Origin of the sequence: Dactylosporangium sp. NPDC005555 (assembly GCF_040605635.1) — a bacterium.
GTDB lineage: Bacteria > Actinomycetota > Actinomycetes > Mycobacteriales > Micromonosporaceae > Dactylosporangium.
Genome location: NZ_JBEXDG010000024.1, coordinates 38,228 through 65,224 on the forward strand (window position 1 = coordinate 38,228; position 26,997 = coordinate 65,224).

General features: G+C 69.1%; 22 protein-coding genes. 9 read left to right on the plus strand and 13 right to left on the minus strand.

Annotated features, from left to right (window positions below; translation table 11 throughout):
* Window positions 1-267: 267 nt before the first annotated feature.
* The gene (locus ABZS58_RS26105) at window positions 268-4,851 is read left to right on the plus strand and encodes an FG-GAP-like repeat-containing protein (protein WP_354785731.1); all 4,584 of its coding nucleotides are present in this window, start codon (window positions 268-270) and stop codon (window positions 4,849-4,851) included.
* Window positions 4,852-5,132: 281 nt separating this feature from the next.
* Here the strand turns inward: ABZS58_RS26105 and ABZS58_RS26110 are convergent, their stop codons facing one another.
* The 13 genes from ABZS58_RS26110 to ABZS58_RS26170 all read right to left on the minus strand — a co-directional run bounded on the left by ABZS58_RS26110 (window position 5,133) and on the right by ABZS58_RS26170 (window position 18,198).
* Window positions 5,133-5,963, minus strand: coding sequence for a nitrilase-related carbon-nitrogen hydrolase (locus tag ABZS58_RS26110; RefSeq protein WP_354785733.1), 831 nt, complete (start codon window positions 5,961-5,963; stop codon window positions 5,133-5,135).
* A complete protein-coding gene (gene npdG, locus ABZS58_RS26115) occupies window positions 5,960-6,676 on the minus strand; it encodes an NADPH-dependent F420 reductase (protein WP_354785735.1) in 717 nt (238 codons plus the stop codon). The genes ABZS58_RS26110 and npdG overlap by 4 nt, the downstream gene beginning before the upstream one ends.
* Window positions 6,673-7,680 (minus strand): LLM class flavin-dependent oxidoreductase, encoded by a 1,008-nt coding sequence (locus ABZS58_RS26120; protein WP_344513336.1) that lies wholly within the window; start codon window positions 7,678-7,680, stop codon window positions 6,673-6,675. The genes npdG and ABZS58_RS26120 overlap by 4 nt, the downstream gene beginning before the upstream one ends.
* A 10-nt stretch (window positions 7,681-7,690) precedes the next feature.
* The gene (hydA, locus tag ABZS58_RS26125) at window positions 7,691-9,109 is read right to left on the minus strand and encodes a dihydropyrimidinase (RefSeq protein ID WP_354785737.1); all 1,419 of its coding nucleotides are present in this window, start codon (window positions 9,107-9,109) and stop codon (window positions 7,691-7,693) included.
* A 15-nt stretch (window positions 9,110-9,124) separates the two neighbouring features.
* Window positions 9,125-10,492, minus strand: coding sequence for an aminotransferase class III-fold pyridoxal phosphate-dependent enzyme (locus ABZS58_RS26130; RefSeq protein WP_354785739.1), 1,368 nt, complete (start codon window positions 10,490-10,492; stop codon window positions 9,125-9,127).
* Window positions 10,489-11,052: an amino acid synthesis family protein gene (locus ABZS58_RS26135; RefSeq protein WP_344513343.1), complete on the minus strand. Its 564-nt coding sequence runs from the start codon at window positions 11,050-11,052 to the stop codon at window positions 10,489-10,491. Before ABZS58_RS26135 ends, ABZS58_RS26130 begins: the two co-directional genes overlap by 4 nt.
* A 90-nt stretch (window positions 11,053-11,142) precedes the next feature.
* Window positions 11,143-11,970, minus strand: coding sequence for a nitrilase family protein (locus tag ABZS58_RS26140; RefSeq protein ID WP_354785741.1), 828 nt, complete (start codon window positions 11,968-11,970; stop codon window positions 11,143-11,145).
* Window positions 11,967-13,451: an NAD-dependent succinate-semialdehyde dehydrogenase gene (locus ABZS58_RS26145; protein ID WP_354785743.1), complete on the minus strand. Its 1,485-nt coding sequence runs from the start codon at window positions 13,449-13,451 to the stop codon at window positions 11,967-11,969. The genes ABZS58_RS26140 and ABZS58_RS26145 overlap by 4 nt, the downstream gene beginning before the upstream one ends.
* 51 nt (window positions 13,452-13,502) lie before the next feature.
* On the minus strand, window positions 13,503-14,294 hold the full coding sequence (locus ABZS58_RS26150; RefSeq protein WP_354785745.1) for an IclR family transcriptional regulator: 792 nt from the start codon (window positions 14,292-14,294) through the stop codon (window positions 13,503-13,505).
* 122 nt (window positions 14,295-14,416) lie between these two features.
* Entirely contained in the window at window positions 14,417-15,568 is a 1,152-nt protein-coding gene (locus tag ABZS58_RS26155) for an ABC transporter substrate-binding protein (RefSeq protein ID WP_354785747.1), read from the minus strand.
* 51 nt (window positions 15,569-15,619) lie between these two features.
* Window positions 15,620-16,429 (minus strand): ABC transporter permease, encoded by an 810-nt coding sequence (locus ABZS58_RS26160; protein WP_354785749.1) that lies wholly within the window; start codon window positions 16,427-16,429, stop codon window positions 15,620-15,622.
* Window positions 16,429-17,220, minus strand: a complete 792-nt coding sequence (locus ABZS58_RS26165; RefSeq protein WP_354785751.1) for an ABC transporter ATP-binding protein — start codon at window positions 17,218-17,220, stop codon at window positions 16,429-16,431. The genes ABZS58_RS26160 and ABZS58_RS26165 overlap by 1 nt, the downstream gene beginning before the upstream one ends.
* 129 nt (window positions 17,221-17,349) lie before the next feature.
* A complete protein-coding gene (locus ABZS58_RS26170; protein ID WP_354785753.1) occupies window positions 17,350-18,198 on the minus strand; it encodes an ABC transporter permease subunit in 849 nt (282 codons plus the stop codon).
* Between the two features lie 1,011 nt (window positions 18,199-19,209).
* On the opposite strand from ABZS58_RS26170, the gene urtA reads away from it, so the two are divergent.
* From urtA to ABZS58_RS26210, 8 genes are all read left to right on the plus strand, one after another.
* On the plus strand, window positions 19,210-20,505 hold the full coding sequence (urtA, locus tag ABZS58_RS26175; protein ID WP_354785754.1) for an urea ABC transporter substrate-binding protein: 1,296 nt from the start codon (window positions 19,210-19,212) through the stop codon (window positions 20,503-20,505).
* A gap of 88 nt (window positions 20,506-20,593) precedes the next feature.
* A complete protein-coding gene (gene urtB / locus ABZS58_RS26180; RefSeq protein WP_354785756.1) occupies window positions 20,594-21,478 on the plus strand; it encodes an urea ABC transporter permease subunit UrtB in 885 nt (294 codons plus the stop codon).
* Window positions 21,475-22,569, plus strand: coding sequence for an urea ABC transporter permease subunit UrtC (gene urtC / locus ABZS58_RS26185; RefSeq protein WP_354785758.1), 1,095 nt, complete (start codon window positions 21,475-21,477; stop codon window positions 22,567-22,569). Before urtB ends, urtC begins: the two co-directional genes overlap by 4 nt.
* Window positions 22,566-23,402, plus strand: coding sequence for an urea ABC transporter ATP-binding protein UrtD (gene urtD, locus ABZS58_RS26190; protein WP_354785760.1), 837 nt, complete (start codon window positions 22,566-22,568; stop codon window positions 23,400-23,402). The genes urtC and urtD overlap by 4 nt, the downstream gene beginning before the upstream one ends.
* Window positions 23,395-24,078, plus strand: coding sequence for an ATP-binding cassette domain-containing protein (locus ABZS58_RS26195; protein WP_354785762.1), 684 nt, complete (start codon window positions 23,395-23,397; stop codon window positions 24,076-24,078). The genes urtD and ABZS58_RS26195 overlap by 8 nt, the downstream gene beginning before the upstream one ends.
* A gap of 89 nt (window positions 24,079-24,167) precedes the next feature.
* Window positions 24,168-25,847, plus strand: coding sequence for a cytosine permease (locus tag ABZS58_RS26200; RefSeq protein ID WP_354785764.1), 1,680 nt, complete (start codon window positions 24,168-24,170; stop codon window positions 25,845-25,847).
* Entirely contained in the window at window positions 25,847-26,413 is a 567-nt protein-coding gene (locus tag ABZS58_RS26205; RefSeq protein ID WP_354785906.1) for a helix-turn-helix domain-containing protein, read from the plus strand. The genes ABZS58_RS26200 and ABZS58_RS26205 overlap by 1 nt, the downstream gene beginning before the upstream one ends.
* Window positions 26,410-26,985, plus strand: a complete 576-nt coding sequence (locus ABZS58_RS26210) for a helix-turn-helix domain-containing protein (protein ID WP_354785766.1) — start codon at window positions 26,410-26,412, stop codon at window positions 26,983-26,985. Before ABZS58_RS26205 ends, ABZS58_RS26210 begins: the two co-directional genes overlap by 4 nt.
* Window positions 26,986-26,997: the final 12 nt, after the last annotated feature.

Consider the following 26,997-nt stretch of genomic DNA (forward strand, 5'->3'; position numbering starts at 1 on the left):
ATCTCGCTGCGCCGGGCCCAGAAGTGGGCCATCGCACTCACAGTGACCGGGTTAGCCGCATCGGTGCTGGCCGTCACGCAATTCGGCTCGCACGACCGTCACACACAGCAGTCAACCGACACTGCCGCCGCTCCCGCCGGTACCGACGGGAGCGGCTCGGAGGCGAGCGGCCCGGGCGCAGTCCAGGACCCGGCCAGTACCAAAGGCAACGCATCGATCGCTGCCCTGTTGAGTGAGGCGAAGCTCACCGAAAAACCTGTCGAGATCGTGCAGCGCCGGACTGAGACGACGGAGTTCTTCATCAACCCGTCCGGCACGTACACCATGAAGCAGTTCGCTGCGCCGGTGCGCGTGCAGCAGGACGGCAAGTGGTCCGACATCGACCTCACGCTTGTCCGGGACGCGAAGGGCGTGGTGCGGCCGAAGGCGGCCTCGGTCGATGTCAGCTTCTCCGGCGGCGGCAAGGGCGACCTGCTGACCCTCAAGGGCATCGGCGGCACGTTCGCGCTGACCTGGCCGACCGAGCTGCCGAAGCCGCGGCTCGAGGGCGCCGACGCCGTCTACCCTGACCTGCTGCCCGGCGTCGACCTGCGGCTCACCGCGCAGCGCGAAGGGTTCAGCAAGGTCTTCGTGGTCAAGAACCGGGCCGCGGCCGACAGCCAGGCGCTGCGCAAGCTCACCTTCGGGGTGCGCGCCGCCGACCTGAAGATCACCTCGACGGCGGACGGCGGCTTCAACCTCGTCGACCACGACGGCACGTCGGTGCTCATCAGCGACGCACCGATCATGTGGGACGAGCCGGTCGTCCCGGCCGGGCTGAGCAAGTGGGAGGCGGAGCTCGTCGAGCCGGCCCACCACGCCACGATGCGCTCGGTGATCGGCAAGGACCAGCTGTCGGTCGAGCCCGACCAGGCGATGCTGACCCGCACCGACCTCAACTTCCCGGTGTACATCGACCCGTCCGGCAACGTCACCAACAACGGCAACTGGACGCACATCAACCAGGCCAACGGCAACACCTCCTACTGGTCGACCGACCGGGACCGGGCGAAGGTCGGCTATTCCGGCTACTCCACCACGAAGACGCCGTGGCGGTCCTACTTCCTGTTCACCGTGGAAAACCTTGTCGGCAAGCAGCTCACCAACGCGGTGTTCTCGATCAACCTCGACCACTCCGCCAGCTGCGGCGACACCCCGGTGTTGCTGTACGGGACCAACAACGTCAACTCGACCGCGGCGGTCACCTGGAACAACTCCAGCGGCAGCAACATCTGGGCGACGCACATCGCCACCGGCTGGGGGCACGCCAACGAGGACACCGGCTGCGGTGGCCAGGCGGCGCCCGACATGACGATCTTGATGGGCGGCTCCAACTACCCGCTGGTGCGCCAGCACATGCAGCGCGCCGCCAACGGCGAGTTCGGCAACCAGATCACCTTCGGCCTCAAGGCCGTGGACGAGGGCCAGAAGCTGCAGTGGAAGCAGTTCCACCCGTGGGGCGCGGCCCTGAGCATCGAGTACAACACCACCCCCGACGTGCCGCAGGAGCTCAACACCGTGCCGGCCACCACGTGCGGCTCGGAGAGCAGGCCGACCCGGCTGCCGGCGGCGATGCAGCAGACGAAGTTCAGCGCCCTGCTCCTGGACAGCGACGCCAACACCGTGCACGGCGACCTTCAGGTGCTGCAGGGTGCGACGGAGACCGTCAAGCACACTGCCAGCACCGTCGGCGTGGCCAACGGCTCCGCGGTTTCCTGGCCGGCCGTCCCTGCCGGCGTGCTGCAGGCCAACACGGTCTACTCCTACCGTGCCCGCAGCGGCGACGGTGTCGGCACCAGCCCGTGGAGCAGCCGCTGCTTCTTCATCATCGACACCACTGGACCCTCGGTACCGACGATCAGCAGCACCGACTTCCCCGACGGCGACCCGGTGAAGGACGTCGGCCAGACGGGCAGCGTGCTGCTCAAGCACGCACCCGCCGACACCGACATCGCCGGCTACGCCTACGGGTTCGCCGCGGACAAGCTGACCGGGTGGGTGCCCGCCGACAGCACCGGCGACGCCACCATCCCGGTCACGCTGTGGACCGACCCCGACACCGGCTACGCGAGCAGCGACCTGTACGTGCGCTCGGAGGACTTCGCCGGCAACCAGAGCATCACCACCACCAACCCGTACCAGCTGATGGCGAACGACAACGGTGCCGTGCCGCCGAAGAAACGCGGCGACGTCAACGGCGACGGCAAGGGTGACATCTCAGCGATCATCGACGCCGGTGGCGACCGGTTGCGGGCCTGGACGCTGACCTCCAACGGCCTCGACGTCGACAACAACCTCGACTTCTCCACCCAGACCGTCGGTTGGGACACCGGCCGGGACGGCTCCTCGTTCGTCACGATGCGCTTCGTCACCGGCGACTTCACCGGCCCCTCCGGGGCGCCGGACGGGCTGTCCGACCACGCACTGTTCCGGCAGGACCCGGACGGCCTGATCCGCATGTTCCTGCTGACCGCCCGGGGCAACCGCTTCGACATCCTGCAGGACCCGGTCTGGACCAGCCCGGCCGCGCCGGTCGATCCACTGTGGAACATCGCCAATCTGCGGTTCATGCCGGGCGACTTCGACGGCGACGGCAAGGCCGACGTCGCGGCGGTCCGCGGCGACGTGACCGGTAACGGCTCGACCATCTGGGTGTGGAAGCAGAACGCCGGTTCGGGCCAGTACACCGCGACGCAGTGGGCGAGCACGCCGGCGATCAACATCACCACCGCCACCCCGATCGGCGCCGACCTCGACGCCGACGGTGACACCGACGTCACGTTCATGAAAGCCGACGCGGTCGACACCATGTCGGGGCTGGTCTACAAGTCCAACGGGGCCGCGCAGACGTTCCAGGCGCCCAGCGGGTCGGCCTGGTCGTCGGGATCGGGCAACTTCGAGTACCGCCGGGCACGGTTCGTCACCGGCAACTTCGACGGCGACACCACCAACGGCAAGGGCAAGATCGATATCGCGGTCCTGTACGACTACGGCACCAGCAGCAACTTGGCGGTGTGGGGATGGAACGGCACCGCGATCACCTCGCTGAGCGCGTCGCCGATGTGGACCTCGTTCGACGTGCGCAAAGTGAAGGAACTGCAGGCCTCGGACTTCGACGGGGACGGCAAGGACGACCTGGCGATCTTCCGCGACAGCTCGATCGTCGGCACCACCGAGCTGCACACGGTGCGCAACTCCGGCACCGGCTTCACCGCGGCACCGCTGATGGTGCGCAGCTGGACGGTGTCGGAGAAGCCCGAGCGGCGGGCCGCGTGGCGCTTCGACGACACGGACAGCGGCACCGCCGTCTTCGACGACTACGGCGACTACCCGGCGAAGGTCTTCGCCGGTGGGACCCGGGTCAACGGTCGCAAGTTCTCCACCGACCCGTCCGACCGGGCGCTGTCGCTCAACGGCACCAACCAGTGGGCGGCCACCAGCGGCGCGGTCGTGCGGACCGACCGCAGCTTCACCGTCGCGGCGTGGGTGCGGGTCACCGCGACCAACAGTTGGCAGACGGTGGTCGGTTCGCAGGGCAGCTGGCAGTCCGGCTTCTACCTGCAGTGCACCGTCGACGGCCAGTGGCGCTTCGTGTTCGCCAACGCCGACGTGGCGTCCCCGACGGGGTATTCGTTGGTGCAGGGCAAGACGCTGGCACAGGCCAACACCTGGACCCACATCGCGGGCGTCTACGACGGGGACACCGGCACGATCAAGGTCTACGTCAACGGCGTTCTGGAGGGCACCGGCGTCCGGGCGACCCCGTGGAACGCCTGGGGCCCGGTCCAGATCGGCCGAGCCGAGGGGCGCCTGGCCGGCGGCTCCAACTACGTGGGCGGGACGATCGACAGTGTCGACATCTTCGATCACGCGGCGGCCTCCTACGAGATCGCCCAGCTCGCGACGATGAGCATCACCTACAACACGGTCCCGGGCACCCTTGCCGGTGATGTCAATGGTGACGGTCGGGCCGATCTGATCGCCCAGAACGACGCCGACACCTGGGTGATGACCTCGACCGGGACATCGTTCAACGCTCCGGTCCGCTGGTCCAGCGTCGCGTTCTTCGGTGGGGTCGCCAATCACGTCGGTGACGTCAATGGCGACGGTCGGGCCGATATGGTCGCGCAGAACGACGGCGACACCTGGGTGATGACCTCGACCGGGACATCGTTCAACGCTCCGGTCCGCTGGTCCACCGGTGCGTTCGTCGGCCGGGTCGCCAATCACGTCGGTGACGTCAATGGCGACGGTCGGGCCGATCTGATCGCCCAGAACGACGCCGACACCTGGGTGAGCACCTCGACCGGCAGCTCGTTCAACAGCCCGGTTCGCTGGTCCAACGGTGCGTTCTTCGGTGGGATCGCCAACCACGTCGGTGATGTCAACGGTGACGGTCGGGCTGATATGGTCGCGCAGAACGACGCCGGCACCTGGGTGATGACCTCGACCGGGACATCGTTCAACGCTCCGGTCCGCTGGTCCAGCGTCGCGTTCTTCGGTGGGGTCGCCAACCACGTCGGTGATGTCAACGGTGACGGTCGGGCTGATATGGTCGCGCAGAACGACGCCGATACCTGGGTGATGACCTCGACCGGGACATCGTTCAACGCTCCGGTCCGCTGGTCCAGCGTCGCGTTCTTCGGTGGGGTCGCCAACCACATCGGTGACGTCAACGGTGACGGTCGGGCCGATATGGTCGCGCAGAACGACGCCGACACCTGGGTGATCACCTCGACCGGCAGCTCGTTCAACAGTCCGGTCCGCTGGTCCAGCACCGCGTTCGTCGGCCGGGTCGCCAACCACGGTTAGGCCGTGAGCCTCGCGTAACCACGCCAGCGGGTCCTGACCACCCGCTGGCGTGGATGTCGATGGTAGGACCGGCAACCGTTTGCTGGCGCAGTTCGATGACTGGTACATCAAGGCGATACCGCAGACCCAGCGCTCCGCGTAGGCGTTCGCCCTCGGCATCCGGGAGCAGGTCGATCGCTTCGCCCCGTGACGCGGCGAGCGCGGACTCAGGGGCGGGTGGGGTGGAACGGCACGGCGCATGCAATGAGTCACGACATCGCATGCGCCGCACCGGCTTGGGGTCAGGCTGTCGGGCCCATCTTCGTCAGGCGCGAGTACAGCTCGGGCCGCCGATCCCGCAGGAACGGCCGCTTGCGCCGGGTGCGGTCGATCAGGCTCAGGTCCACCTCCGCGACCGCCAGCCCGTCGGCGCCGTCCGCCGCCTCGGCCAGCACGTCGCCGTCCGGGCCGTAGACGGCGCTGAGGCCGAAGTAGTCCTTGACGCCCTCCTTGCCGACCCGGTTCGAGCAGATCACGAACAGGCCGTTGAACACCGCGTGCGCGCGCAGTTCCAGCTGGAAGACCTCGCGCATGGGGGCGCTGGCCGAGGCGACCGGCACGCACAGCACCGAGCCACCGCGCAGGGCCACGATCCGGCTGAGCTCCGGGAAGTGGCGCTCGTAGCAGATGATGGTGCCGACGCCGGTCTCGCCGGTGTCGACGACCTCGGGTTCCGAGCCGCCGGGCTGGAAGTAGAACTTCTCCGGGAAACCGTTGGAGAACGGCAGGTGCGACTTGCGGTACACCGACTTGAGCTCGCCGGCCACGTAGGTGCAGGCCGTGTTGTAGTACACGCCCGGCACGTCGGCGGCCTCGAAGATCGACGAGACGATCGTCATGCCGTGCTGCCGCGAGCGCTCGGCGGCCATCTGGTTCGAGGGGCCGTCGAGGCGCTCGGCCAGCTCGAAGTAGTCGAGGTCCGGCTCCGGCTGGACGAACGGCACGGCGAAGAGCTCCGGCAGCAGCAGGATCCGGGCGCCCTGGCCGGCGGCGTCGTCGATCAGGTCGGCGGCGCGGCCGATCGTCTCCGTGCGGTCGTTGGAGGCCTGCAGTTGCAGTGCGGCGAGTTTCACGCGGGGACCCTCTCGTGAGAGGCCTGGGTCAGGCCGGTGATGGACACCCCGGAACGGGTCTTGTACCGCTTGTTCACCGAGATGAGCACGGCGGTCAGCGGTTCCAGCTGACCGGCCAGCCGCAGCCGGCCCGCGTCGACGCCCCGGCCGCCGGTCACGTCCGCGGCCAGGCCCATGACGAGCTCCTTGGCCTCGCGGTCGTCGCCGCACACCAGGACGTCCTCGTGGCTCAGGTCCGCGTCCGGGTCGAGCAGCAGCGGGGCCGAGAGGTGGTGGAACGCGCCCACCACCGTGGCGCCGCCGGCCAGGGACGCGGCCTCCTCGGCGGCGCTGCCCGCGGGGACGTCGAGGCCGAACGGGCCCTGCTTGTCGAAGCCCAGCGGGTTGACACAGCTGATGACGATTTTCCCGGCCAGGGCAGCGGCCAGCGACGACACCAGCTCGGTGTGTCCGTCGTAGGGCACGGCGAGCAGCACGACGGGGGCGGAGGCGGCCGCGTCGAGGTTGGACGCACCGGTGATGTTCCCGGCCACCCGACGCAACTCCACGGAGCCGATCTCGAGCTCATGCCCCAGCTCCACCGCGGCCGCCGAGGCACGCGAAGCGTCTCGGGAGCCGAGCACGATGGAGTGTCCGGCGCGAGCCAGGCGGTAGGCCAGGCCGCGGCCCTGGGGACCGGTCCCGCCGATGACGGCGATCGTGGTGACGCTCATGCCTTGGCCGCCTGGGCGAGCCGGGTGAGGGTCTGCTCCTTGTCGCCCAGCGTCGAGATGATCGGGCTGCGGACGCCGGCCTCGTGGTACGACATGAGCTTCTCGAACGCGTCGTCCGTCGAGCCGCAGGCGGTCACGTTCTGGACCAGGCTGTTGGGGACGAGCTGCATCGCGCGCTTGATGTCCTCGGGGGTCGCGGGCCAGCCGGCGATCTCCTGGAGCCGGTCGACCAGCTCGCGCTCGACGCCGCAGTGCTCGGCGATGTGGGGCTGCTGGCACAGGTACAGCGTCAGGAAGGCCTTGCAGGCGTCGATGGCCTCCTGCGGGTCGTCGTCGTTGATGCTGCACGAGACGATCTGAGTGAGGTCGATCGACGTCTTGCCGTCGGTGCGCTTGGCCAGGCCGCGCTCGATGGCGGCGTTCGCGCCGACGAGGTACGACGGCGGCAGCAGGAAGTCCATGTGCACGCCGTCGCTGATCTCCCCGGCCAGCTCGAGCATCTTCGGGCCCACGGCGCCGATGTAGATGGGGATGTCGACGGGCTTGTTCTCGCGGTACATGCTGTCGAAGCGCACGCCGCGCATCTGCACGAAGTCGCCCTCGAAGTCGACGAGCTCGTTGCGGAAGAACGACTGCAGGACGGTGATGTACTCGCGCATCGACGCGATCGGCTTGACCAGGGGCTGGCCGACCTTGGTCGCGAGGGGCTCCCACCAGGCGCCGATGCCGAGGATCGCGCGGCCGGGCGCGACCTCGTCGAGGGTCTTGAAGGTGACCGCCATGAGCGCGGCGTTGCGGCTCTTGTTGTTGACGACGCCGGTGCCGATCTTCACGTGGCGGGTCCTGCTCGCGATGATCGCGGCGGGCACGATGCCGTCGCGGGCGAGGCGCCCCTCGGCGACCCAGACCGACTCGAAGCCGTTCTGGTCGGCGAACTCGGCCTGCCAGTAGGTCTGCTCGAGGCTGAGCCGCTCGCCGACGTGGATGCCAAGAGGAATCTTCATAACGCTCCGTTCAGAAGAGGTGCGGCGCGCCGCGCTCGGCGAAGGATCCGCGGCCCGCGGCGCCGTCGAAGGAGCCGTCGGCGCCGACCAGGTGGTCGCCGCGGGACAGGACGTGGACCGGCTTGCCGGTCACCCGCATCCCGTCGTAGAGGTTGTAGTCGGTACGCATGTGGGTGTTCTCGGTGGTGATGACATGGTCGGCGGCGGGGTCCCACACGACCAGGTCGGCGTCGGCCCCGACGGCGACGATCCCCTTGCGGGGGAACAGGCCGAAGAGCTTGGCCGGCCGGGTCGACACCAGGTCGACGAAGCGGCAGGCGTCGAAGCGCCCGCTCGCCACGCCGCCTTCCCAGAGCACCATGAGCCGGTCCTCGATGCCGGGCACCCCGTTGGGCACCTTGGGGAAGTAGCCGGGGCTGCGCAGCTTCTGCGGGGGCAGGTCGTCGGGCTGGTGCAGGCAGAACCCCGCGTGGTCGGTCGCGACCGTCGCCACCGCGCCGGTGACGAGCGCCTTCCACAGGCCCTCCTGGTTGCTGCGCTCGCGGATCGGCGGCGAGCACAGGTAGGCGGCGGCCTTCTCGCCGAGGCCCTCGTAGTCCTCGTAGGCGATCTGCAGGTACTGCGGGCAGGTCTCCGCCCACACCCGGCGGCCGTCGGCCCGGGCCCGGCTGATCTCGTCGGCCGCGGCGGCGCTGGAGACGTGCACGACGTACAGCGGCGCCCCGACCGACTCGGCGAGCACGATCGCGCGGTGCACCGCCTCGGCCTCGGAGTCGTGGCCGTGGGCGGTCGCGTGGAAGTGCTCGGCCGTGTCCCCGCGTTCGATGAGCAGCTGGGTCTCGCGGGCCACCATGTGCCCGTTCTCGGCGTGCACCATCGGCAGCACGCCGAGCTCACGGGCGAGGTCGAAGCCCTCCAGCAGCTCGCCGTCGTCGACCATCTGGGTGCCCGGGTAGGCCATGAAGAACTTCCAGCTGGCCGCCCCCTCGCCGGCGAGGCGGCGCAGGTCGTCGAGCACGTCGGGCTGCTGGGCGCGGGGCGGGACGATGGCGTGCAGACCGAAGTCGACGACCGAGCGCTCCAGGGCCGCGTCGCGGCGGCGCAGGTACGTGTCGTACAGCGACCGGTCCGGCTCCTTCTTGACGAAGTCCAGGATCGTCGTGGTGCCGCCGTGCGCGGCGGCGACGGTCCCGGTGTAGAAGTCGTCGGCCGTCCTGGTGGTGAACCCGTCGATCGGGTACTCCAGGTGCGTGTGCGCGTCGATCCCGCCCGGGATGACGAGCATGCCGGTCGCATCGATGATCGTGTCGGCGGTCCAGTCCGAACCGATACCGAGCGCGACGATCCGGCCGTCGCGTACGAGCACGTCGGCGCGGATGGCCGCGTCGGCGTTGACGACCGTACCGCCGCGAATCAGTGTCGATCCCATGGCAATCTCTCCAGTTCAGCCCTGGTAGTGCTCGTCGGCGAGGGCGAGGACCTCGTCGAGCACGCCGAGCGCCAGGTCGATCTCGGCGGCGTTGATGACCAGCGGCGGCGTGAGGCGCAGGACGTTGAAGTTGGCGGTGAGGTACACGCCCCGCTCCATCGCCGCCTTGAGCAGCTTGCCCACCGGGGCGGCCGCGGGTCCCTTGGCGTTGAACGGGACGAGCGGCTCCTTGGTCGCGCGGTTCTTCACCAGCTCGACGCCGTAGAAGAGGCCGCGGCCGCGGATGTCGCCGATGCTCGGGTGCCGCTCGGCCAGCTGGGCCAGACCGGCGCCGAGGCGCTCGCCCATCGCCCGCGAGTTGTCCACGACGCCCTCGTCCTGCATGATCCGCAGCGAGGCCACGCCGGACGCGCACGCGAGGGGGTGACCGGCGTAGGTCATGCCGCCCCAGAACATGTTCGTCCGCAGCCAATCGGAGATCCGCTCGTTCACCGTCATCGCGCCGAGCGGGACGTAGCCCGAGTTCAGGCCCTTGGCGGTGACGAGGATGTCGGGCGTGACGTTCCAGTGGTTGCAGGCGAACCACTCGCCGGTGCGGCCGAAGCCGGCCATGACCTCGTCGAAGATCAGGATGATGCCGTACCGGTCGCAGATCTCACGCAGCGACTGCAGGTACCCGTCCGGCGGGTAGAGCAGGCCGTTGGTCCCGGTGACCGGCTCGACGATGACGGCGGCGACGGTCTCGGGGTTCTCGTACTGCAGGATCTCCTCGAGGTGCGGCCCGCCCGAGCAGACCGGGCACGGGTCGGGGTGCCCGGCCGGGCAGCGGTACGTGTACGGGTCGAGCATCCGCACCACGCCGCTGATGCCCGGCTCCGCGGCCCACCGGCGCGGGTCGCCGGTGAGCGACATCGCCCCGGCGGTGGCGCCGTGGTACGAGCGGTACCGCGCGACGATCTTGTGCCGGCCGGTCACGTGGCGGGCGAGCCGCACCGCGTTCTCGTTGGCCGCCGCGCCGCCGGTGGTGAAGAAGCTCATCTTCAGGTCGCCGGGGGTCAGGTTCGCGATCATCTCGGCGAGCTCAGCCCGCGAGCGCTCCGCGAAGCCGGGGCCGATGTAGCACAGCTCCTCGGCCTGGGCTCGGATCGCCTCGACGAGGCGGGGGTGCTGGTGGCCCAGGTTCAGGTTGACGAGCTGCGACTGGAAGTCCAGGTACTTGCGGCCGTCGTAGTCCCAGAACCACGAGCCCGAGCCGCCGGCGACGGGGATCGGGTCGAGCGAGCCCTGCACCGACCAGGAGTGGATGACGTACTCCTTGTCGACCGCCTTCACCCGCTCCGCGGTCCAGACGCCGGTGTCGATCTGGTGCTCGGTGACGGTCATGCGCCGGCCTTGACCTCGGCGCCGAACGTGGCGAGGCGGGCGAGCGGGCGGCCGGCGTTGGCCGCGGCGACGATCACGAAGATCTCGCGGGGCCGCGGGACGTCGGCGACCTGCAGCGTCACCGTCTGGTGGTGCGAGCGGGTCTTCGAGTCCAGCTTGTGCTTGAGCGGGATGTCGATCGGGCTGCCGGTGAGCCCGACCTTCTCGGCCGCCGGCAGCAGCTCGGTGCCGCCGGCCGCGTTGCGGAACATGTTGCCGAACCGCAGGTTGTGAATGAGCGCCGAGCCGTGCTCGAGCTCCCCGTCGATGCCGACGAGCGCCGCCTTGCCGAAGGCCTCGACCTCGTCGCCCAGCAGCTCGACGCAGGCCGGGCCGATGAGGCTGCCGATCTCCTCGCCCAGCTCGTCGGCGAGGGTCACCAGATCCTGCACGTACTCGCTGGGGTAGGGGTTCTCGATGACGACCCCGACGAACGCGACGCGGTGGCGGGGCTGCACGTCCTGACCGTTCTCGAGCCAGGTCTCCTCGAGGTGGCGAACGATCTTCCGGACCCTGATCACGATCACTCCTCTGTGGTTCATTCAACGAACCGTCGGTTCAAATACTGTAGACACTGCGGGGGGCTGTCAAGAGCCGTGAGGACTCGAGGCTCAGCTCGAGTAGAGGTCGGTGCGCCGGTCAGCCAGAGGCTGGTTGAACGGGTTCTCCCGGCGCTGCCGACGGGTGCTGATGAGGTCGACCTCGGCCAGCACCAGCTCTTCGCGGTCGCGGCTCGCGGGCTCGGCCAACGGCCAGCCGTCGGGGCCCACGAGCACGGACCGCCCGACGAACTCCTGCCCGCGCTCGACGCCGATCCGGCTGATGCCGGCGACGAAGAACTGGTTGCTGTGTGCGCCCGTCATGCACATCAGGTGCGCCATCGCCGGCCCGGTGTCGGGCTGCCCAGGCACGGGCACCCAGTTCGACGGCAGCACGAGAAGATCCGCACCTTGTACGGCCGCGCTGCGGAACATCTCGGGGAACCAGGCGTCGTAACAGATGCCCACGCCGATGCGCCCAAGCGGGGTGTCGAACACCGGGAAGCCGGCCGTGTTCGGGTCGTAGATGCGTTTCTCGTCGTTCCACAGGTGGGCCTTGCGGTACGTGCCCAGGTGGCCGTCCGGCCCGAGCACCACCGCGGAGTTGTAGACCCGGTCCCCGTCGAGCTCGGTCAGGCCGCCGACGATCCAGATCCCCAGCTCCGCCGCGAGCGCGGCCCAGCCGGTGCTCGTGGGGCCGTCGGGTATCGGCTCCGCGTACTTCGCCGCCTCCGCCCGGTCCTCGAACACGTAGCCGGCCGAGGACGCCTCGGGCAGGACGACGAGCCGGGCCCCCTCGGCCGCGGCCCGCCGGATCCAGGCCGACGAGGCCGCGAGGTTGCCCTCGACGTCACCGAGGACCGGTTCCCACTGCACGCCGGCCAGGACGAAGCCGGTCACCAGTTCGCCCGGACTGCCGTGTACTTGATGTTCAGGTACTCGTCGATGCCGACCCGGCCGCCCTCGCGGCCGAGGCCGGACTGCTTCACCCCGCCGAAGGGCGCCGCCGGGTTGGAGATGACGCCCTGGTTGAGACCGACCATGCCGCTCTCGAGGCGTTCGCTGACGCGCAGGCCGCGGCCCAGGTTCTCGGTGAAGACGTAGGAGGCGAGGCCGTACTCGGAGGCGTTGGCCAGGCCGACCGCCTCATCCTCGGCGTCGAAGACCACGATCGGGGCCACCGGGCCGAAGATCTCCTCGCGGACCGTCCGGGCGTCACCGGGCACGTCGGCCAGGACCGTCGGGGCGAAGAAGTAGCCGTCGCCGCCGACGGCCGCTCCCCCGGTCACGACCCGGGCGCCGGCCGCGGTCGCGTCGCAGACCAGCTCGCCGACCGACTTCACGGCGTTGCCGTCGATGAGCGGGCCCACCTCGGTCGCGGGGTCGAGCCCGTGGCCGACGCGCAGGCGGCCCAGGCGCTCGGCCAGGCCGCTGACGAACTGCTCCGCGACGGAGCGCTGGACATAGAAGCGGTTGGCGGCGGTACAGGCCTCGCCGACGTTGCGCATCTTGGCCTGGACGGCCCCGTCGATGGCGAGATCGAGATCGGCGTCGTCGAAGACCAGGAACGGCGCGTTGCCACCGAGCTCCATGGACGTGCGCAGCACCCGCCGGGCGGCCTGGCCCAGCAGGGTCCGGCCCACCTCGGTCGAGCCGGTGAACGACACCTTGCGCAGCCGTGGATCGTCGAGCAGCGCCGAGCTGGCCTCGCCCGAGCGGGCCGTGGTGAACACGTTGACCACGCCCCGCGGGACGCCGGCCTCCTCGAGGATCGCCACCAGCGCCAGCATCGACAGCGGGGTCTGCTTGGCCGGCTTCACCACGACCGTGCAGCCGGCCGCGAGCGCGGGGCCGATCTTGCGGGTGCCCATCGCCATCGGGAAGTTCCACGGGGTGATGAGCAGGCACGGGCCGACCGGCTGGCGCATGAGCAGCACCCGGGAGCCACCGGCCGGGGCCGGCAGGTAGCCGCCGTCGATGCGGACGGCCTCCTCGGCGAACCAGCGGAAGAACTCCGCCGCGTAGCTGACCTCGGCCTGCGACTCGGCGAAGGCCTTGCCCATCTCCAGGGTCATCAGCCCGGCCAGGTCGTCGCGGCGCTCGACCATCAGCTCGAACGCCCGGCGCAGCACCTCGCCGCGCTCGCGCGGTGCCGTGGCGGCCCAGGCGTGCTGGGCCCGGTCGGCGGCGGCCAGGGCGTCGAGCGCGTCGGCGACGGATGCGTCGGCGACCTCCGCGATCACCGAGCCGGTCGCCGGGTCCTCGACCGCCAGAGCCTTGCCGCCCTGGGCCGCCCGCCACTCGCCGTCGATGTACAGGCCCTTCGGCACCCGGCCGGCCGCCGCCGTCGCCGCGGCCAGCGCCTCGTCAAATGAGGCCATTGCCTCCTCCTCCCACCGGCCGGTCGTCCCCGGTCCGGTCCATCGCCGGCGTTACAGCCGGCCTAGCCCACTGGGCAGTTCGATGTCGGTATTGCTGAGCAGGTCGCTGAGTTGCCGGGCGGCCTTCATGACCGACTCCGCCACGTCGTCGATGCTGTCGCGGGTGAGCCGGTAGGTGGGGCCGCCGATCCAGACCGCGTACGGCGTGGTGCCCCGGATTCGCACCGGCGCGGCCACGGAGGCCGCGCCGACCTCGAGTTCGTCGTAGGCGACCGCGAACCCGCGGGCGCGGACCGCCGCCAGCGAGCCCATAAACGTGTCCAGGTCGCCGACCTCCGGCGGCGCGGACGCGGCGAACTCCTCGGCGAAGTCGGCGCGGACCTCGGCCGGGTCGAGCGCGGCCAGCAGCACCTTGCCGGTGGACGTGGCCCACACGGGCTGCGTCCGCGGCACGGGCTTGAGGGTCTGGCCGATGAGCGAGGGTCCCGGCACCTGGGCCACGACCATCACCTTCGGGGCGAGCAGGACGTCGAAGCCCGCCGTCTCCCGGGTCTCCCCCGCCAGGCCGCGCAGGACGTCACGCATGTGGCCATAGGCGCCGCCGCCGTCGAGCAGGCCGCCCACGATGGACAGCAGGCCGAGGGAGACGCGGTAGCGCCGCGTCACCGGGTCGAGGGTCAGCCAGCTCTCCCGCTCGAGCACGGTCAGCACCCGGTAGCAGGTCGCCTTCGGAATGCCCGCCTCGCGCGCGACCTCGCTGAGGCCGACGCCCTCGGGGTGGGCGGCCACCGCGCGCAGCAGCCAGATGGTGCGCCGGACCAGGCCGGCTTCACCAGATGCCATCGAGTTCCTCCCGTTATCCGCATGCCATCGTCAGCGGCAATTCTTCGATGCCATCCTGGCAGGCGCGGCGGGCCACCAGGATGCCGGACGAGGCCGCAACCTCCGTCCGGCACCCCGCGCGGCTACTTGCCGCCCTCGGTGATCGTCGGCGTCTCGGGCTTGTAGGAGCTGCCCGCGACGTCCACGCCGGCCGCCTTGAGCTCCTCGCGGGCCTTGTCGGACAGGTCGGTGCGGAACGCGCTGCTGTCCGGCTTGTTCTTGAGCACGCCGCCCTTGATCGCGATGTCGATGGTGGAGTCCCACGACTTCTGATCCATCGCCCCGATGCCGTTCGGCGACGGCCAGATCAGCTTGTTGACCTCGGTGAGCATCCAGGTCTGGTGACCGGCGCCCAGCGCGCTGCCGTGGTTGAGCACGATGTCGACGCAGCCCTTGAGGTCGTCGCGGCAGGCGGCCCAGCCCTGGTACGACGCCTTGAGGAACTTCACCGCGGTGTCCTGGTTGGCCTGGTCCTTGAGCCAGTCCCCGCGGCTGTAGATGCCGTCCTCGAGGCTGGTGTAGCCGGCGTCCTGCAGGCTGATCGCGGTGAAGTCCGACTGCTGGTAAAGCTTGCCGGTCTTCGGGTTCTTGGTCTCCAGCAGCTGGGCGTACTCGTTGTACGTCTTCGCCTGCGCGCTGTCGACCTCGCGCTTGAGCAGCAGCGACATGTCGAACGGCTGCTGGATGATCTGGGTGTCCTTGGTCGGCTCAACGCCCGCGCCGCGCATCGCCGCGTACTGCACCAGCTCGTTGCCGTAGCCCCAGCTGCCGGTCTTCTTGCCCTTGAGGTCGGCGAGGGTCTTGATGCCCGAGTCGGCCCAGGCGACCTGCAGGTACGCGCCGCGCTGGAAGACCTGGCCGATGTTGACGAGGTCGGCGCCCTGCTCGCGGGTCGCCATCGTCTTGGTGACGTGGCTGACCGCGAACTCGGCGTTGCCGGACGAGAGGACCTGCTGGGGGACGATGTTGACGCCGCCCTCCTGGATGGTCACGTCCAGGCACGCCGAGTCGTAGAAGCCCTTGTCCTTCGCCGCGTAGTAGCCGGCGAACTGGGCCTGGGCGACCCACTGGAGCACGACGCGAACCTTGGTCTTCGACTGGCAGTCCTTGCCGGCGTCGGACGCGGCCTGCGTGCCGCTGTCGGACATGCCGCCACAGCCGGTCGCGAGCAGCGCGGTGGCGGTGAGGGCGCTCAGACCGGCTGCTAACCGGCCCGGCCGTCTACGAAGGAACATGGTGACTCCAAAGCAGAGAAGAGTTTGAGGGCTTCTGAGGGGGTGTGGCGCCTACGGGTTCTCGTCGTGCAGCGAGGAGTGCCAGGGCATGAGGAGGCGCTCCAGCAGCGAGACGATGCCGAACATGGCCAGGCCGAGCGCGCTCGCCACGAGGATTCCGGCCCAGGCGTAGTCGAACCTGGGCAGCGATGCCTGCGAGGCGATGTAGACGCCAAGTGCGTTGCTCGGGCCGCCGAAGTACTCGGTCACGATCACGCCGATGACGGCGAGGGTCGAGCCGAGCTTCAACGCGTTGAACAGGAAGGGCAGCGCGTTGGGCAGCCGCAGCATCAGCGCCACGTGCCGGGGCTTGGCCGCCAGCGACTGCATGAGCTCCAGGTGCAGGGGTGAGACCTGGAGCAGGCCCCGGGTCGTGTTGACCAGAACGGGGAAGAACACCATCACGGCGGCGACGCCGGCCTTGGAGACCAGGCTGGTGACGCCGAACCAGTTGTTGAAGATCGGGGCCAGGGCCACGATCGGGGCGCAGTTGATGATGACGGACACGGTGAGCACGGGCCCGGACATGCTCGGGAACCGGCTCAGCACCAGCGCCACCACGACGCCCCAGACCACGCCCATGAGCAGGCCGAGCAGGACCGCCTCGACGGTGATCCGGGAGGCCGACATGATCGTGCCGAACTGGCCGGCGAACGCGGACAGGATCGCGGTCGGCGTCGGGAGGATGAACGACGGGACGTCGAACACGATGACGGCGAGCTGCCACGCGCCGAGAATCACCAGGGCGGTGACGACGACCGGCAGGACGCGGCCGAGCTGGGCCCGCAGCTGGGACGGCTGGACGGCCTGGGTGACGGCCATCAGGCGGCCTGCTCGGCGTGCTCGCTGTGCAGGGCCGTGCGGGCCTCGGTCACCTTGGCGAAGAACGCTTCAGTGCTACGGGTGGCCGAGGTCCTCGGGTACGGCAGGTCCACGTCGATGCTCGCGGCGATCCGGCCCGGGCGGGCCGACATGACGACGATCCGCGAGGAGAGGAAGACCGCCTCGGAGATGCTGTGCGTGACGAACACGACCGTGGTCCGGGTGTCGGCCCAGATCCGCAGCAGCTCGCCCTGCAGCCGCTCCCGGTTCATCTCGTCCAGCGCGCCCAGCGGCTCGTCCATGAACAGGATCGCGGGGTCGGCGGAGAGCGCACGGGCGATCGCCACCCGCTGCTGCATGCCGCCGGAGAGCTGCCATGGGAAGTGCTTGGCGAACTCGGAGAGCCGGACGAGCTCCAGCATCTCCTGCGCCTTCGCCCGGCGGGCCTGCTTGTCGGCCCCGGCGACCTGTAGCGGCAGCTCCACGTTGCGCTGGACGCTGCGCCAGTCGAACAGGCCGGCCTGCTGGAAGACCATCCCGTAGTCACGGTCGGTCCGCGCGGCGCGGGGCGTCTTGCCGTTGAGGGTCACCGTGCCGCTGGTCGGCTCGGTGAGGTCGGCCAGCACGCGCAGCAGGGTGCTCTTGCCGCAGCCGCTCGGGCCGAGCAGCGACACGAACTCGCCGCGCTCGATCGTCAGGTCGATGTTCTGAAGCGCGGTCACCGAGCGCTTGCCGCCGCTGTTGAACTCTTTGTTGACTCCGCGGACGGAGATGATGGCGGGCTCAGTCATCAACTACTCCAGGCACATGTCGAAGGTTCGGTGCGGTCTTGCCACCGCGGACGCCGGGATTCCTGGCGGGAGCGACGGTCCGCCGCCGACGCGGTCCGAGCCATAGGTTTCCGGCTCTTTTCGGACTGCTCACGCATGGCGGTGCCGGAGCGCGAATCGCTCGATCAGGCCCAGCAGTTGCACGAAGACGATGCCGGCGACCGCAGATACGAGCACGGCCGCGTAGAGCTTCTCCGGGCCGTTCGAGTAGTAGTAGGCGAAGGTGAGGATCGACCGGCCGATGCCGCGACCGGTGCCGGCCGACAGCTCGCCGACAATCGCGCCGACGACGCTCGCCGTCGCGGCCAGCCGGAGCCCGGCGAACACGAACGGCAGCGAGGCCGGTACGCGCAGCCACCACAGCACCTGGCGGCGCTTGGCACCGACGCTGTGCATGAGCTCCAGGTGCACCTTCTGCGGTGACTTCAGGCCGCGCAGGGTGTTGATCGTGACCGGGAAGAACGCCAGGTAGGCGGCGATGCCGGTCACGGCGATCCACGGCGGGGCGCCGGCCTTGCCGCCCCAGATCACGATCATCGGGGCGATCGCCACCAGCGGCACCGTCTGCGAGGCCACCAACCACGGCATCAGGCCCTTGCCGATCGGGACCACGTTGAGGAACACGATCGCGAGCAGCAGGCCGAGCACGGAGCCGGCGACGAGGCCGTAGAGGGCCTCGCGCAGGGTCACCGTGGCCTCGCCGATCAGGTACGCAGCCAGGGACGTCGAGTCGCCGCGCCGGGCCGGCTCGATCAGCGAGTGCAGAATCGTCGAGAGGTGAGGCATCGACAGGTCGTCGGTGGCCACCGGGAAGCCGATCTTGGTCCCGGGGATGACGTCGCCGACCGCCTGGCCCAGCGCCTTGTACCCCTCCCAGAGCCCGGCCAGCAGCGCGACGACCCCGATCGAGCCGACGGTGTTGATGACGTGCTTCTTCACGTTAGGTCCGCGAAGGGACCGGCCCTGCGCCAGCTGCTGCCGCCCGCGCTGGGCGCGCCCAGTATCGGCCGACGGCGGCGGCGGAACGATCTTTGTCGCGGTCATGTGCAGGCACTCTCCGAAACCTCTCGGGAGCCGTCGTCCGGCGGTGGCGTTTCACTGAGTGAACCGTTGGATCGGATCACTGAGTGAACTGGTGGTTCACGATAGAGCCGTGACTCAGGGCACGTCAATGCATCCGGCAACGCGGATCTCACGCGTTTCGGCGGACCTTCCTACCGCAGGTGACCTGCGAGTTTCCGCCTGTTGCGGACATTTCTCGCGTCGGCCGTCCGGCTGGGCCGGGGATCGGCCGAGGGGGTGCCGTTCTTCGGCCCGGGGCACCTGTGGGGCCCGCGGTCTTGCCCGTGACCGGGTACGCGGGCGAGATCAGCGACGAGTCGAACGGCTCGCGATCTTCTCCACGATCATGCCCATGTATTCGTGCAGCAGGACCGAATAATCGGTCACGAATGCTCGTTCTGGTAGCCGCCGGACCTAGTCCGACCGAACTGGACGTTGCGGCCGGCGGCGCGGCGAAGGTTCCGCCGGAACCGATCGAGCAGGACGGAAGTGCATCGCGTCCTGGGCAACCCGCCGATCGCGCAACACCGTCACGGCGGAATGCAGCGCATCAGCCCCTCCCGGATGTCAGAAGTGTGCCATCGCCCTGCCCGCCATCTCGGCCGCGACAGAACTCTGACATCGCCCTTCTGCGATTTTCCGTGCATTTCCGAGGCCAGTGCAGCTCTGCCGGACTGCGGTTACATAGTTGGAACGATCGAGAAATGTCAGAGCAATGACACTGGATCAATCTGCTCTCACCTGCAGCAGCCGGCTGCACCTCGTTGGCGATACCGGGCTGGGCGCTTGGGACGCCGGCGGCTCGGCCCGGGACATGAACATCCGCACCATCCGCTGTGCCGCGACCCCGGCGTCACGCCTCCTTGACCAGGAACGGAGTTCCCGCATATGTCCACCACCAGCAAGCGGCTGCGCACGCTTGTCGCCACGGGCGCCTTCGCGACGACCGTCGCCCTCGTGCTCGCCGGCTGTGGCTCCCGCGCCGGCGACGAAACGTCCGGCAGCAAGTCGGCCGGACCCAGTTGCGTCGACACCTCCGGCAACACCATCAAGCTCGGCTTCCTCAACTCCCTCACCGGCGGCATGGCGATCTCCGAGAAGACCGTCTCCAACGTGCTGCACATGGCCGCCGACGAGATCAACGCCGGCGGCGGCATCCTCGGAAAGAAGATCCAGTACGTCCAGGAAGACGGCGCCACCGACTGGCCCACCTTCGCGGAGAAGACCGAGAAGCTGCTCACTCAGGACTGCGTCGGCGCGATCTTCGGCGGCTGGACCTCGTCCTCCCGCAAGGCCGTCAAGCCGGTCGTCGAGAAGAACAACGGCCTCTTCTTCTACCCGGTGCAGTACGAGGGCCTTGAGGCGTCGCCGAACATCTACTACACCGGTGCGACCACGAACCAGCAGATCATCCCGGCGATGGACTTCCTTGCCTCCAAGGGGGTGAAGAGGCTGTTCCTCGCCGGCAGCGACTACGTCTTCCCGCGCACCGCGAACGCGATCATCAAGCTCTACGCGGCCAAGCTCGGCATCGAGATCGTCGGTGAGGAGTACGTACCCCTCGACAAGGACGACTGGACCACCCAGGTGGCGAAGATCAAGGCGGCCAAGCCCGACTTCATCTTCAACACCATCAACGGCTCGTCGAACGTCGGCTTCATCAAGGCCTACTACGACGCCGGCCTCACCGCGGCGACGACGCCGATCATCTCGGTGTCGATCGCCGAGGAGGAGGCGCCGGCCATGGGCCACGAGGTCACCGGCCACTACGCGTCCTGGAACTACTTCCAGTCGCTCAAGACCGACACCAACCCGAAGTTCATCGACAGTTGGAAGGCCTACCCCAAGAGCAGCGGCGTCACCTCCGACCCGATGGAGGCCGCCTACATCTCGCTGTACCTGTACAAGGCCCTCGTCGAGGCGGCCGGCTCGTTCGACGTCGACGCGGTGAACGCCGCGGCGAAGAAGAACACCATCACCTTCGCCGCACCGGAGGGCACCGTCACGCTCGACGGCGAGAACCACCACATCTCCAAGCCGGGCCACATCGGCCGGATCAACGCCGACAAGCAGTTCGACATCGTCTGGTCCTCCGAGAAGTTCATCAAGCCCGACCCGTTCCTCAAGGGCTACGACTGGTTCCCGGCGAACGTCCGCGACCAACTCGTAAAGGCCGCCGGCTAATCGTTCCACCCGGACGCGGGGTTGCGTCAGGCAACCCCGCGTACCCCGGCTCCCCCGCACATCACCCCCGCACAGAGAGCGAGAGCACGTGGACGCATTGATCCCACCGCTGCTGAACGGCAGCGCACAGGGTGCGCTGCTCCTGCTCGCCGCGCTCGGCCTCTCGCTCACGTTCGGTCAGATGGGCGTGATCAACATGGCCCACGGCGAGTTCCTCATGATCGGCGCCTTCACCGCCTACCTCGTCCAGCAGGTCATCGACTCCAGCGATCTGTCGATCCCGGTCGCGCTGCCGGTCGCGTTCGTCGTCGCCGGACTGTTCGGCCTCCTACTGGAGGTCAGCATCATCCAATGGATGTATCGCAGGCCGCTGGACACCCTGCTCGTCACGGTCGGTGTCAGCCTGATCCTGCAACAGGCGGCGCTGCAGATCTTCCCATCCCAGGGCGTCCCGGTGGAGAAGCCAGGCTGGCTCGACGGGCAGTTGACCATCCTTGGCTACGACTGGCCGCTGCGGCAGGTGTTCACCATCGTGCTCGCGAGCGTCTGCGTCGCCGCGCTGGCGGCCTGGCTCAAGTACACCTCGTTCGGCCGCCGCATCCGTGCGACCGTGCAGAACCGGGACCTCGCCGAGACCGCGGGGATCTCCACCCGCACCGTCGACCGCCTGACCTTCTTCGTCGGGTCGGGGCTGGCCGGGGTCGCCGGAGTGGCCGCGTCGCTCATCGGCGGCACGAACTCCCAGATGGGCGCGCAGTACATCATCCCGGCCTTCCTCGTCGTCGCCGCCGGTGGCATCGGCCAGCTCAAGGGCACCATCATCGCCGCGTGGGCGGTGGGCGTCGTCCTCTCGTGCTTCGCCTACTGGACGACCGGCAGCCTCGCGCAGGTGCTTGCCCTCATCCTCGTGATCGTCTTCCTGCAGGTGCGCCCGCAGGGCCTGTTCACGGTGCGAACCAGGAGTCTGGTATGACCAAACTGAAGCCACACCTTTCCCTCGGCGGCATCGGGGTGTTCGCCGTCCTGCTCCTCGCGGTCGCTCCCCTCGTGCTCACCGATCACTGGCTCGGCAACCTCGGCAAGTACTGCTGCTGGGCGATCGCCGCCGTCGGCATCGGCCTGGCGTGGGGCCGAGGCGGGATGCTCGTCATGGGCCAGGGGGTGTTCTTCGCCCTCGGTGCCTACTCGATGGCCATGCACCTCACGCTGGAGACCGCCGGTGACGGGGTGCCGGGGTTCATGGTCCTCTATGATCCGCTCGCGCCGCTCCCGGCGTTCTGGGAGCCGTTCCGCGGCACGGCGTTCACCCTGCTGGCGATCGTGCTGCTCCCGGTGGTCGCGGCCGGCATCCTCGGCTACGCGCTGTTCAAGCGCCGCGTGAAGGGCGCGTACTTCGCGATCCTGACGCAGGCGCTCGCCGTCGCGCTCGCCACCCTGATCAGCTCCACGATCCGCGAGACCGGCGGCGACACCGGACTCAGCGACTTCAAGTACTTCTTCGGTTTCGTGCTGAAGGACCCGGCGAACAGGACCATGGTGTACCTCATCACGGCCGGGCTGCTCGTCGTGTGCCTGCTCGTGGTGTGGCAGCTCTACCGCAGCCGCTTCGGTGAGCTCCTCGTCGCCACCCGGGACGCCGAGGAGCGCGTGCGCTTCCTCGGCTACGACCCGGCCAACGTCAAGCTTGTCGCCTTCGTCGCCGCAGCGCTGATGGCAAGCATCGGCGGAGCGATGTTCGTGCCCATCGTCGGCATCATCACCCCGGCCGAGATCGGTGCTGCCGCCTCGATCCTCATGATCGCGGGCGTTGCCTTCGGCGGCCGCGCCTCGCTCTTCGGCCCCGCGCTCGGCGCGATGGCGGTCGGCTGGGGGCAGTCGAGCCTCGGCTCCACCTGGCCCGACGGCTGGACGTACATCATCGGCCTGCTGTTCGTCGTCGTCATCCTCTTCCTGCCGAACGGCCTGTCGTCGGTGCTGGCCAGGTTCACGGCAGCGCGACGGGGCCCGGGCGAACAGCCCGCAGCGCCGACCGCCACCCTGCAGCTCGAGGAGGCGAAGTCGTGACCGGGCCCACTTCCTCAGGCGACTCGCTCGTCGTCACCGACCTCCACGTCGAGTTCTCGGGCTTCGTCGCGGTCGGCGGCGTCTCCTTCGACGCGCACCCCGGCGAGGTCCGGTTCCTCATCGGCCCGAACGGTGCCGGCAAGACGACCTGCATCGACGCCATCACGGGGCTCTCGCAGGCCACCGGGTCGGCGAGGCTCGGCGAGCAGGAGCTGCTCGGCAGGCCGGTACACAAGATCGTCCGACTCGGGGTCGGCCGCACGTTCCAGACCGCGAGCGTCTTCAACGAGCTCTCGGTGCTACAGAATCTCGACATCGCCGCCGGACGCCATCGCCACTGGTCCTCGTTGCTACGGACCCGGCGTGGCGTCGACCCGTCGATCGCGCAGGCGCTTGAGGAGACAGGACTCGCCGACGAGCTCACCACGCCGGCCGGCATCCTGTCGCACGGCCAGAAGCAGTGGCTGGAGATTGCGATGCTGCTCGTACAGGACGCGAGGGTGCTGCTGCTCGACGAACCCGTCGCCGGTATGAGCCAGGACGAACGCACCGCGACCGGCGAGCTCCTGCAGCGCATCGCGGCGAAGCGCATTGTGCTGGTGGTCGAGCACGACATGGACTTCATGCGCCGCTTTGCCACCCGCGTGACGGTGCTGCACCAGGGCAAGGTGCTCTCGCAGGGCACGGTGGCCGAGGTGCAGGCCGACCCCAAGGTGCAGGAGGTCTACCTCGGCACCGCGGGCGCCGCGACCACGGCAGCCATGGCGGTCGTGCCCGAAGCGGCAACCGTCGGGCTCGCAAGCTCGCAGCAGGAGGAGGACTCACATGCTTGAGCTCACCGACATCGAGGCCGGCTACGGGCGCACCCAGGTGCTGCACGGGGTGACGGTGCCGGCCGGGAAGGTCGTGGCCGTGCTCGGCCACAACGGCGCCGGCAAGACGACGCTGCTGCGGGTCGCGATCGGGCTCATCAAGCCGACGAAGGGCCGCGTGTTCTTCGACGGCGAAGACATCGCGTCGCTGCCCCCCAACAAGCGCGTCGCTCGCGGCATGGCGTACGTGCCGCAGGGTCAGCAGGCGTTCGGCCAGCTCACCACGCTCGAGAATCTGCAGCTCGTCGCCGACGGGCGCCGGGGCGGCAAGGCCCTCATCGACGCGCAGCTGGCTCGCTTCCCCGCACTGGAGCAGTTCGCAGCCCGCAAGGCTGGCCTGCTCTCGGGCGGGCAGCGCCAGCAGCTGGCGATCGCCCGCGCCCTGATCACCGAGCCGAAGCTGCTCATCCTCGACGAGCCGACCGAGGGCATCCAGCCCACGATCGTCGCCGAGATCGAGCACACCATCGTGCAGCTGGCCAGTGAGGGCATCAACGTGCTGCTCGTCGAGCAGCACATCGGCTTCGCCCTCGAGGCCGCTGAGCATTACGTCGTGCTCGCCTCGGGCTTCGTCACCCAGACCGATGAAGGGGGCTCGGCAGCCGTCTCCACCGTGCGAGCCGCCATGGCGATCTGAGCCGACACTGCCGTTTTCCGGGCCTGCAATGCTGTCGTAACAACGGGCCCGGAAGATGCCCCACGCCTAGCGCGTGAGGGGATGCCATTGTGAGCAGAACAGGCAACGCGCGCGCGGCCGCGGAGGACAGCCTCGAGGACTATGCCTTCCGATATGTGCCGCGCACCTTCCGGCGCTGGAGCGCGGCCTCCGTCGGCGCAACCGCCCTCGGGTCCATCGCGTTCCTCGCCGATTTCTCGATCGGCGCGAGCGTCGGCATCGACCACGGCACCGCCAACGCCGTGCTCGGCATCCTGTTCGCGTCGGTCATCATCGTCATCGTGGGCGTGCCCGTCGCCTACTACGCCGCCCGCTACAACCTCGACCTCGACCTCATCGCCCGCGGCTCGGGATTCGGCTACTACGGCTCGATCATCACAACGGTGGTCTTCGCGGGTTTCACCTGCATCTTCTTCGCCCTGGAGGGCGCCATCATGGCGCAGGGGCTGCAGGTGGCGACGGGGACGCCGCTGTGGCTCGGCTATCTCATCTCGACCGTGGTCGTGATCCCGATCGTCATCTACGGCATGCGCGCGCTGGAGCGTCTGCATTTCTGGACCACGCCCCTGTGGCTCGCCCTCGCCCTGCTGCCGCTGCTGTGGATCATCGTCTCCGACCCCGAGTCGGTGCGCGCCTTCACGTCGTTCAGCGGCAAATCCGACGGCTCGATCAGTTTCGGCGCCGTTGTCTCAAGCGCGGCCGTGTGCTTCGCCCTCACCCCGCAGCTGGCGGAGCAGATCGACTACATCCGCGCCATGCCGCCGCGCACGCCGGCGAACGCCCGCTCGTGGTGGACGTCGTTCGCGTTGGCCGGCCCCGGCTGGGTCATCTTCAGCGGTACCAAGCAGATGATCGGGGTGTTCCTCGCCGTCTACGTCCTCGTGAAGGTGGATCCCACCCTCGGGCACAACGCGACCGAACCGGTCAAGCAGTTCGTCGGCATGTACCAGACCCTGCTCCCCGACTGGCTCGCAATCGTCCTCGCCCTCGTGCTCATCGTGGTCGCGCAGGTGAAGATCAACGTGACGAACGCGTACTCGGGCTCGCTCGCCTGGTCGAACGTCTTCACCCGGGTGGCGAAGCACTACCCGGGTCGCACGATCTTCGTGCTGCTCAACCTTGTGATCGCGTACGCGCTCATGATGCTGGACGTCTTCACCCTCATCTCCTTCGTGCTGAGCCTCTACGCGAACGTCGTCATGGCGTGGCTCGTGACGATCGCCACCGATATCGCGATCAACAAATGGGTGCTGCGCATCTCGCCGCGCTTCCCAGAATTCCGCCGCGGCATGCTGCACGACTGGAACCCGGTGGGGCTCGTGTCGGTGGGACTCGCCTCGGTGCTTTCGCTGCTCGCGTTCGCCGGGCTGCTCGGCACCGCCGTCAAGCCGTTCTCGGTGCTCATCGCGATCGGCGTCGCGTTCGTCGCCACGCCGGTCACGGCCCTCGCCACGCGGGGGCGCTACTACCTCCGCCGCCGCTCCGACGGCATCGACTCTCCCCTGTTCGACGAGCACGGCAACCCCTCGGGCGAGCGGCTCCGCTGCCATGTCACCGGATATATGTTCGAGCGACCGGATATGCTGGCCTCGGCCCAGCGAGGGGCGCACGGCCAGGTGCAGTACGTCTCGTCGCTGGCGCTCACGCTCGACGATTCCGATCGCTACGTACTTCCGCCGGAAGTCACAAGCCCCCCGCACTGGGCGACCGATCGAGGCAGGGGAACGTGATGGAGGAGCCGGTCGACACCGCGACCGCGATTCTGGCGAGCGCGGCGGTTCTGCTGCGTGAGCACACGTTTGACGACATCTCCTATCGCGCCCTCGCCGACGAGGTCGGCATCTCGGAGCGCACGGTTTACCGCCAGTACCCCACGCGTGCGCACCTGCTCGCCGCACTGTCGAACTGGATTGAGCAGACCCATTTCCCGCTGCCGCCGTTCGTGACCGTGGCCGATTTCCGCGCTGCCGTGCACGAGCGCTTCCGCGCCTTCGACGCGTCACCCGCGTACGCATTCGTCAGCGCACGGGCGTCTACGATCTCGCTGACGCTCGACGCCGAGCCCGCCTACATCACGCGTGCGATCCAGGCGATGCTCGACGTGTCGGCTTCGACGCTCAACCGGCGGGATCGGCGGCGGGTCGCGGCATCCCTGCGGTACTTCTCGTCAGCGATGTTCTGGGCGCGACTGCGCACGGGCTTCGACCTGGATGCCGGTGAGATCTGCGACGCGTTCGATCGCGCCGTGGGCACCATGCTCGCGAGGCTGCCCGACGCGACGTGGGCGGAGCCGTGAGCAGGTCGATGGCCGTCCCGGCGCTGAGCGGCACGCAAGCGGCGATCCTCGCCGCCTACGCAGAGCTGATCGAGGAAGTCGGCAGCGACGACGTGTCCTACCGGCTCGTCGCCCGCCGGGCCGGCATCGCCGAGCGCACGGTGTTCCGCAACTATCCTACGCGGGTCGATCTGCTGCTGGCGACCGCAGCGTGGATCGAGGCGACGGTGTTCGTCCGCGAGGAGTCGCACTCGATCTTCGACATCCCCCTCGCGATCCGCGACGCGATGCAGCGGTACGACGCGCGACCGGAGCTCGCGCACGTCGTCGCCGAGACGGCAATGCGCGGCGTGAGCGGCGCGGCGCCGGCGCTGGGCCGGGCGCACCTCGAGCGGCTGCTGGACGCCGAGGTGCCATCCCTCGACGCGTCGCAGCGCAGAGCGGTCATCGTGGCGCTGTCCCACCTCGACTCCGCCGCGACCTGGGTGACGTTTCGCCGCGAGTTCGGCATGGACCGGCGTGACATCGCCGACGCAGCAGCATGGGCAGCGGAGGCGGTGCTCGACAACATCCGCGACCGCGTCGTCCCGTAGGCGCCGGGCCGG

Bases quoted from the DNA above. Each gene is read 5' to 3' on its own strand.
- ABZS58_RS26145 (WP_354785743.1), bottom strand. From the start codon at position 13,451: ATGGCCTCATTTGACGAGGCGCTGGCCGCGGCGACGGCGGCGGCCGGC.
- npdG (WP_354785735.1), bottom strand. From the start codon at position 6,676: ATGAGCGTCACCACGATCGCCGTCATCGGCGGGACCGGTCCCCAGGGC.
- ABZS58_RS26165 (WP_354785751.1), bottom strand. From the start codon at position 17,220: ATGACTGAGCCCGCCATCATCTCCGTCCGCGGAGTCAACAAAGAGTTC.
- ABZS58_RS26205 (WP_354785906.1), top strand. From the start codon at position 25,847: ATGGAGGAGCCGGTCGACACCGCGACCGCGATTCTGGCGAGCGCGGCG.
- ABZS58_RS26130 (WP_354785739.1), bottom strand. From the start codon at position 10,492: ATGACCGTCACCGAGCACCAGATCGACACCGGCGTCTGGACCGCGGAG.
- urtA (WP_354785754.1), top strand. From the start codon at position 19,210: ATGTCCACCACCAGCAAGCGGCTGCGCACGCTTGTCGCCACGGGCGCC.
- ABZS58_RS26160 (WP_354785749.1), bottom strand. From the start codon at position 16,429: ATGGCCGTCACCCAGGCCGTCCAGCCGTCCCAGCTGCGGGCCCAGCTC.
- ABZS58_RS26195 (WP_354785762.1), top strand. From the start codon at position 23,395: ATGCTTGAGCTCACCGACATCGAGGCCGGCTACGGGCGCACCCAGGTG.
- urtC (WP_354785758.1), top strand. From the start codon at position 21,475: ATGACCAAACTGAAGCCACACCTTTCCCTCGGCGGCATCGGGGTGTTC.
- ABZS58_RS26150 (WP_354785745.1), bottom strand. From the start codon at position 14,294: ATGGCATCTGGTGAAGCCGGCCTGGTCCGGCGCACCATCTGGCTGCTG.
- hydA (WP_354785737.1), bottom strand. From the start codon at position 9,109: ATGGGATCGACACTGATTCGCGGCGGTACGGTCGTCAACGCCGACGCG.
- ABZS58_RS26120 (WP_344513336.1), bottom strand. From the start codon at position 7,680: ATGAAGATTCCTCTTGGCATCCACGTCGGCGAGCGGCTCAGCCTCGAG.
- ABZS58_RS26155 (WP_354785747.1), bottom strand. From the start codon at position 15,568: ATGTTCCTTCGTAGACGGCCGGGCCGGTTAGCAGCCGGTCTGAGCGCC.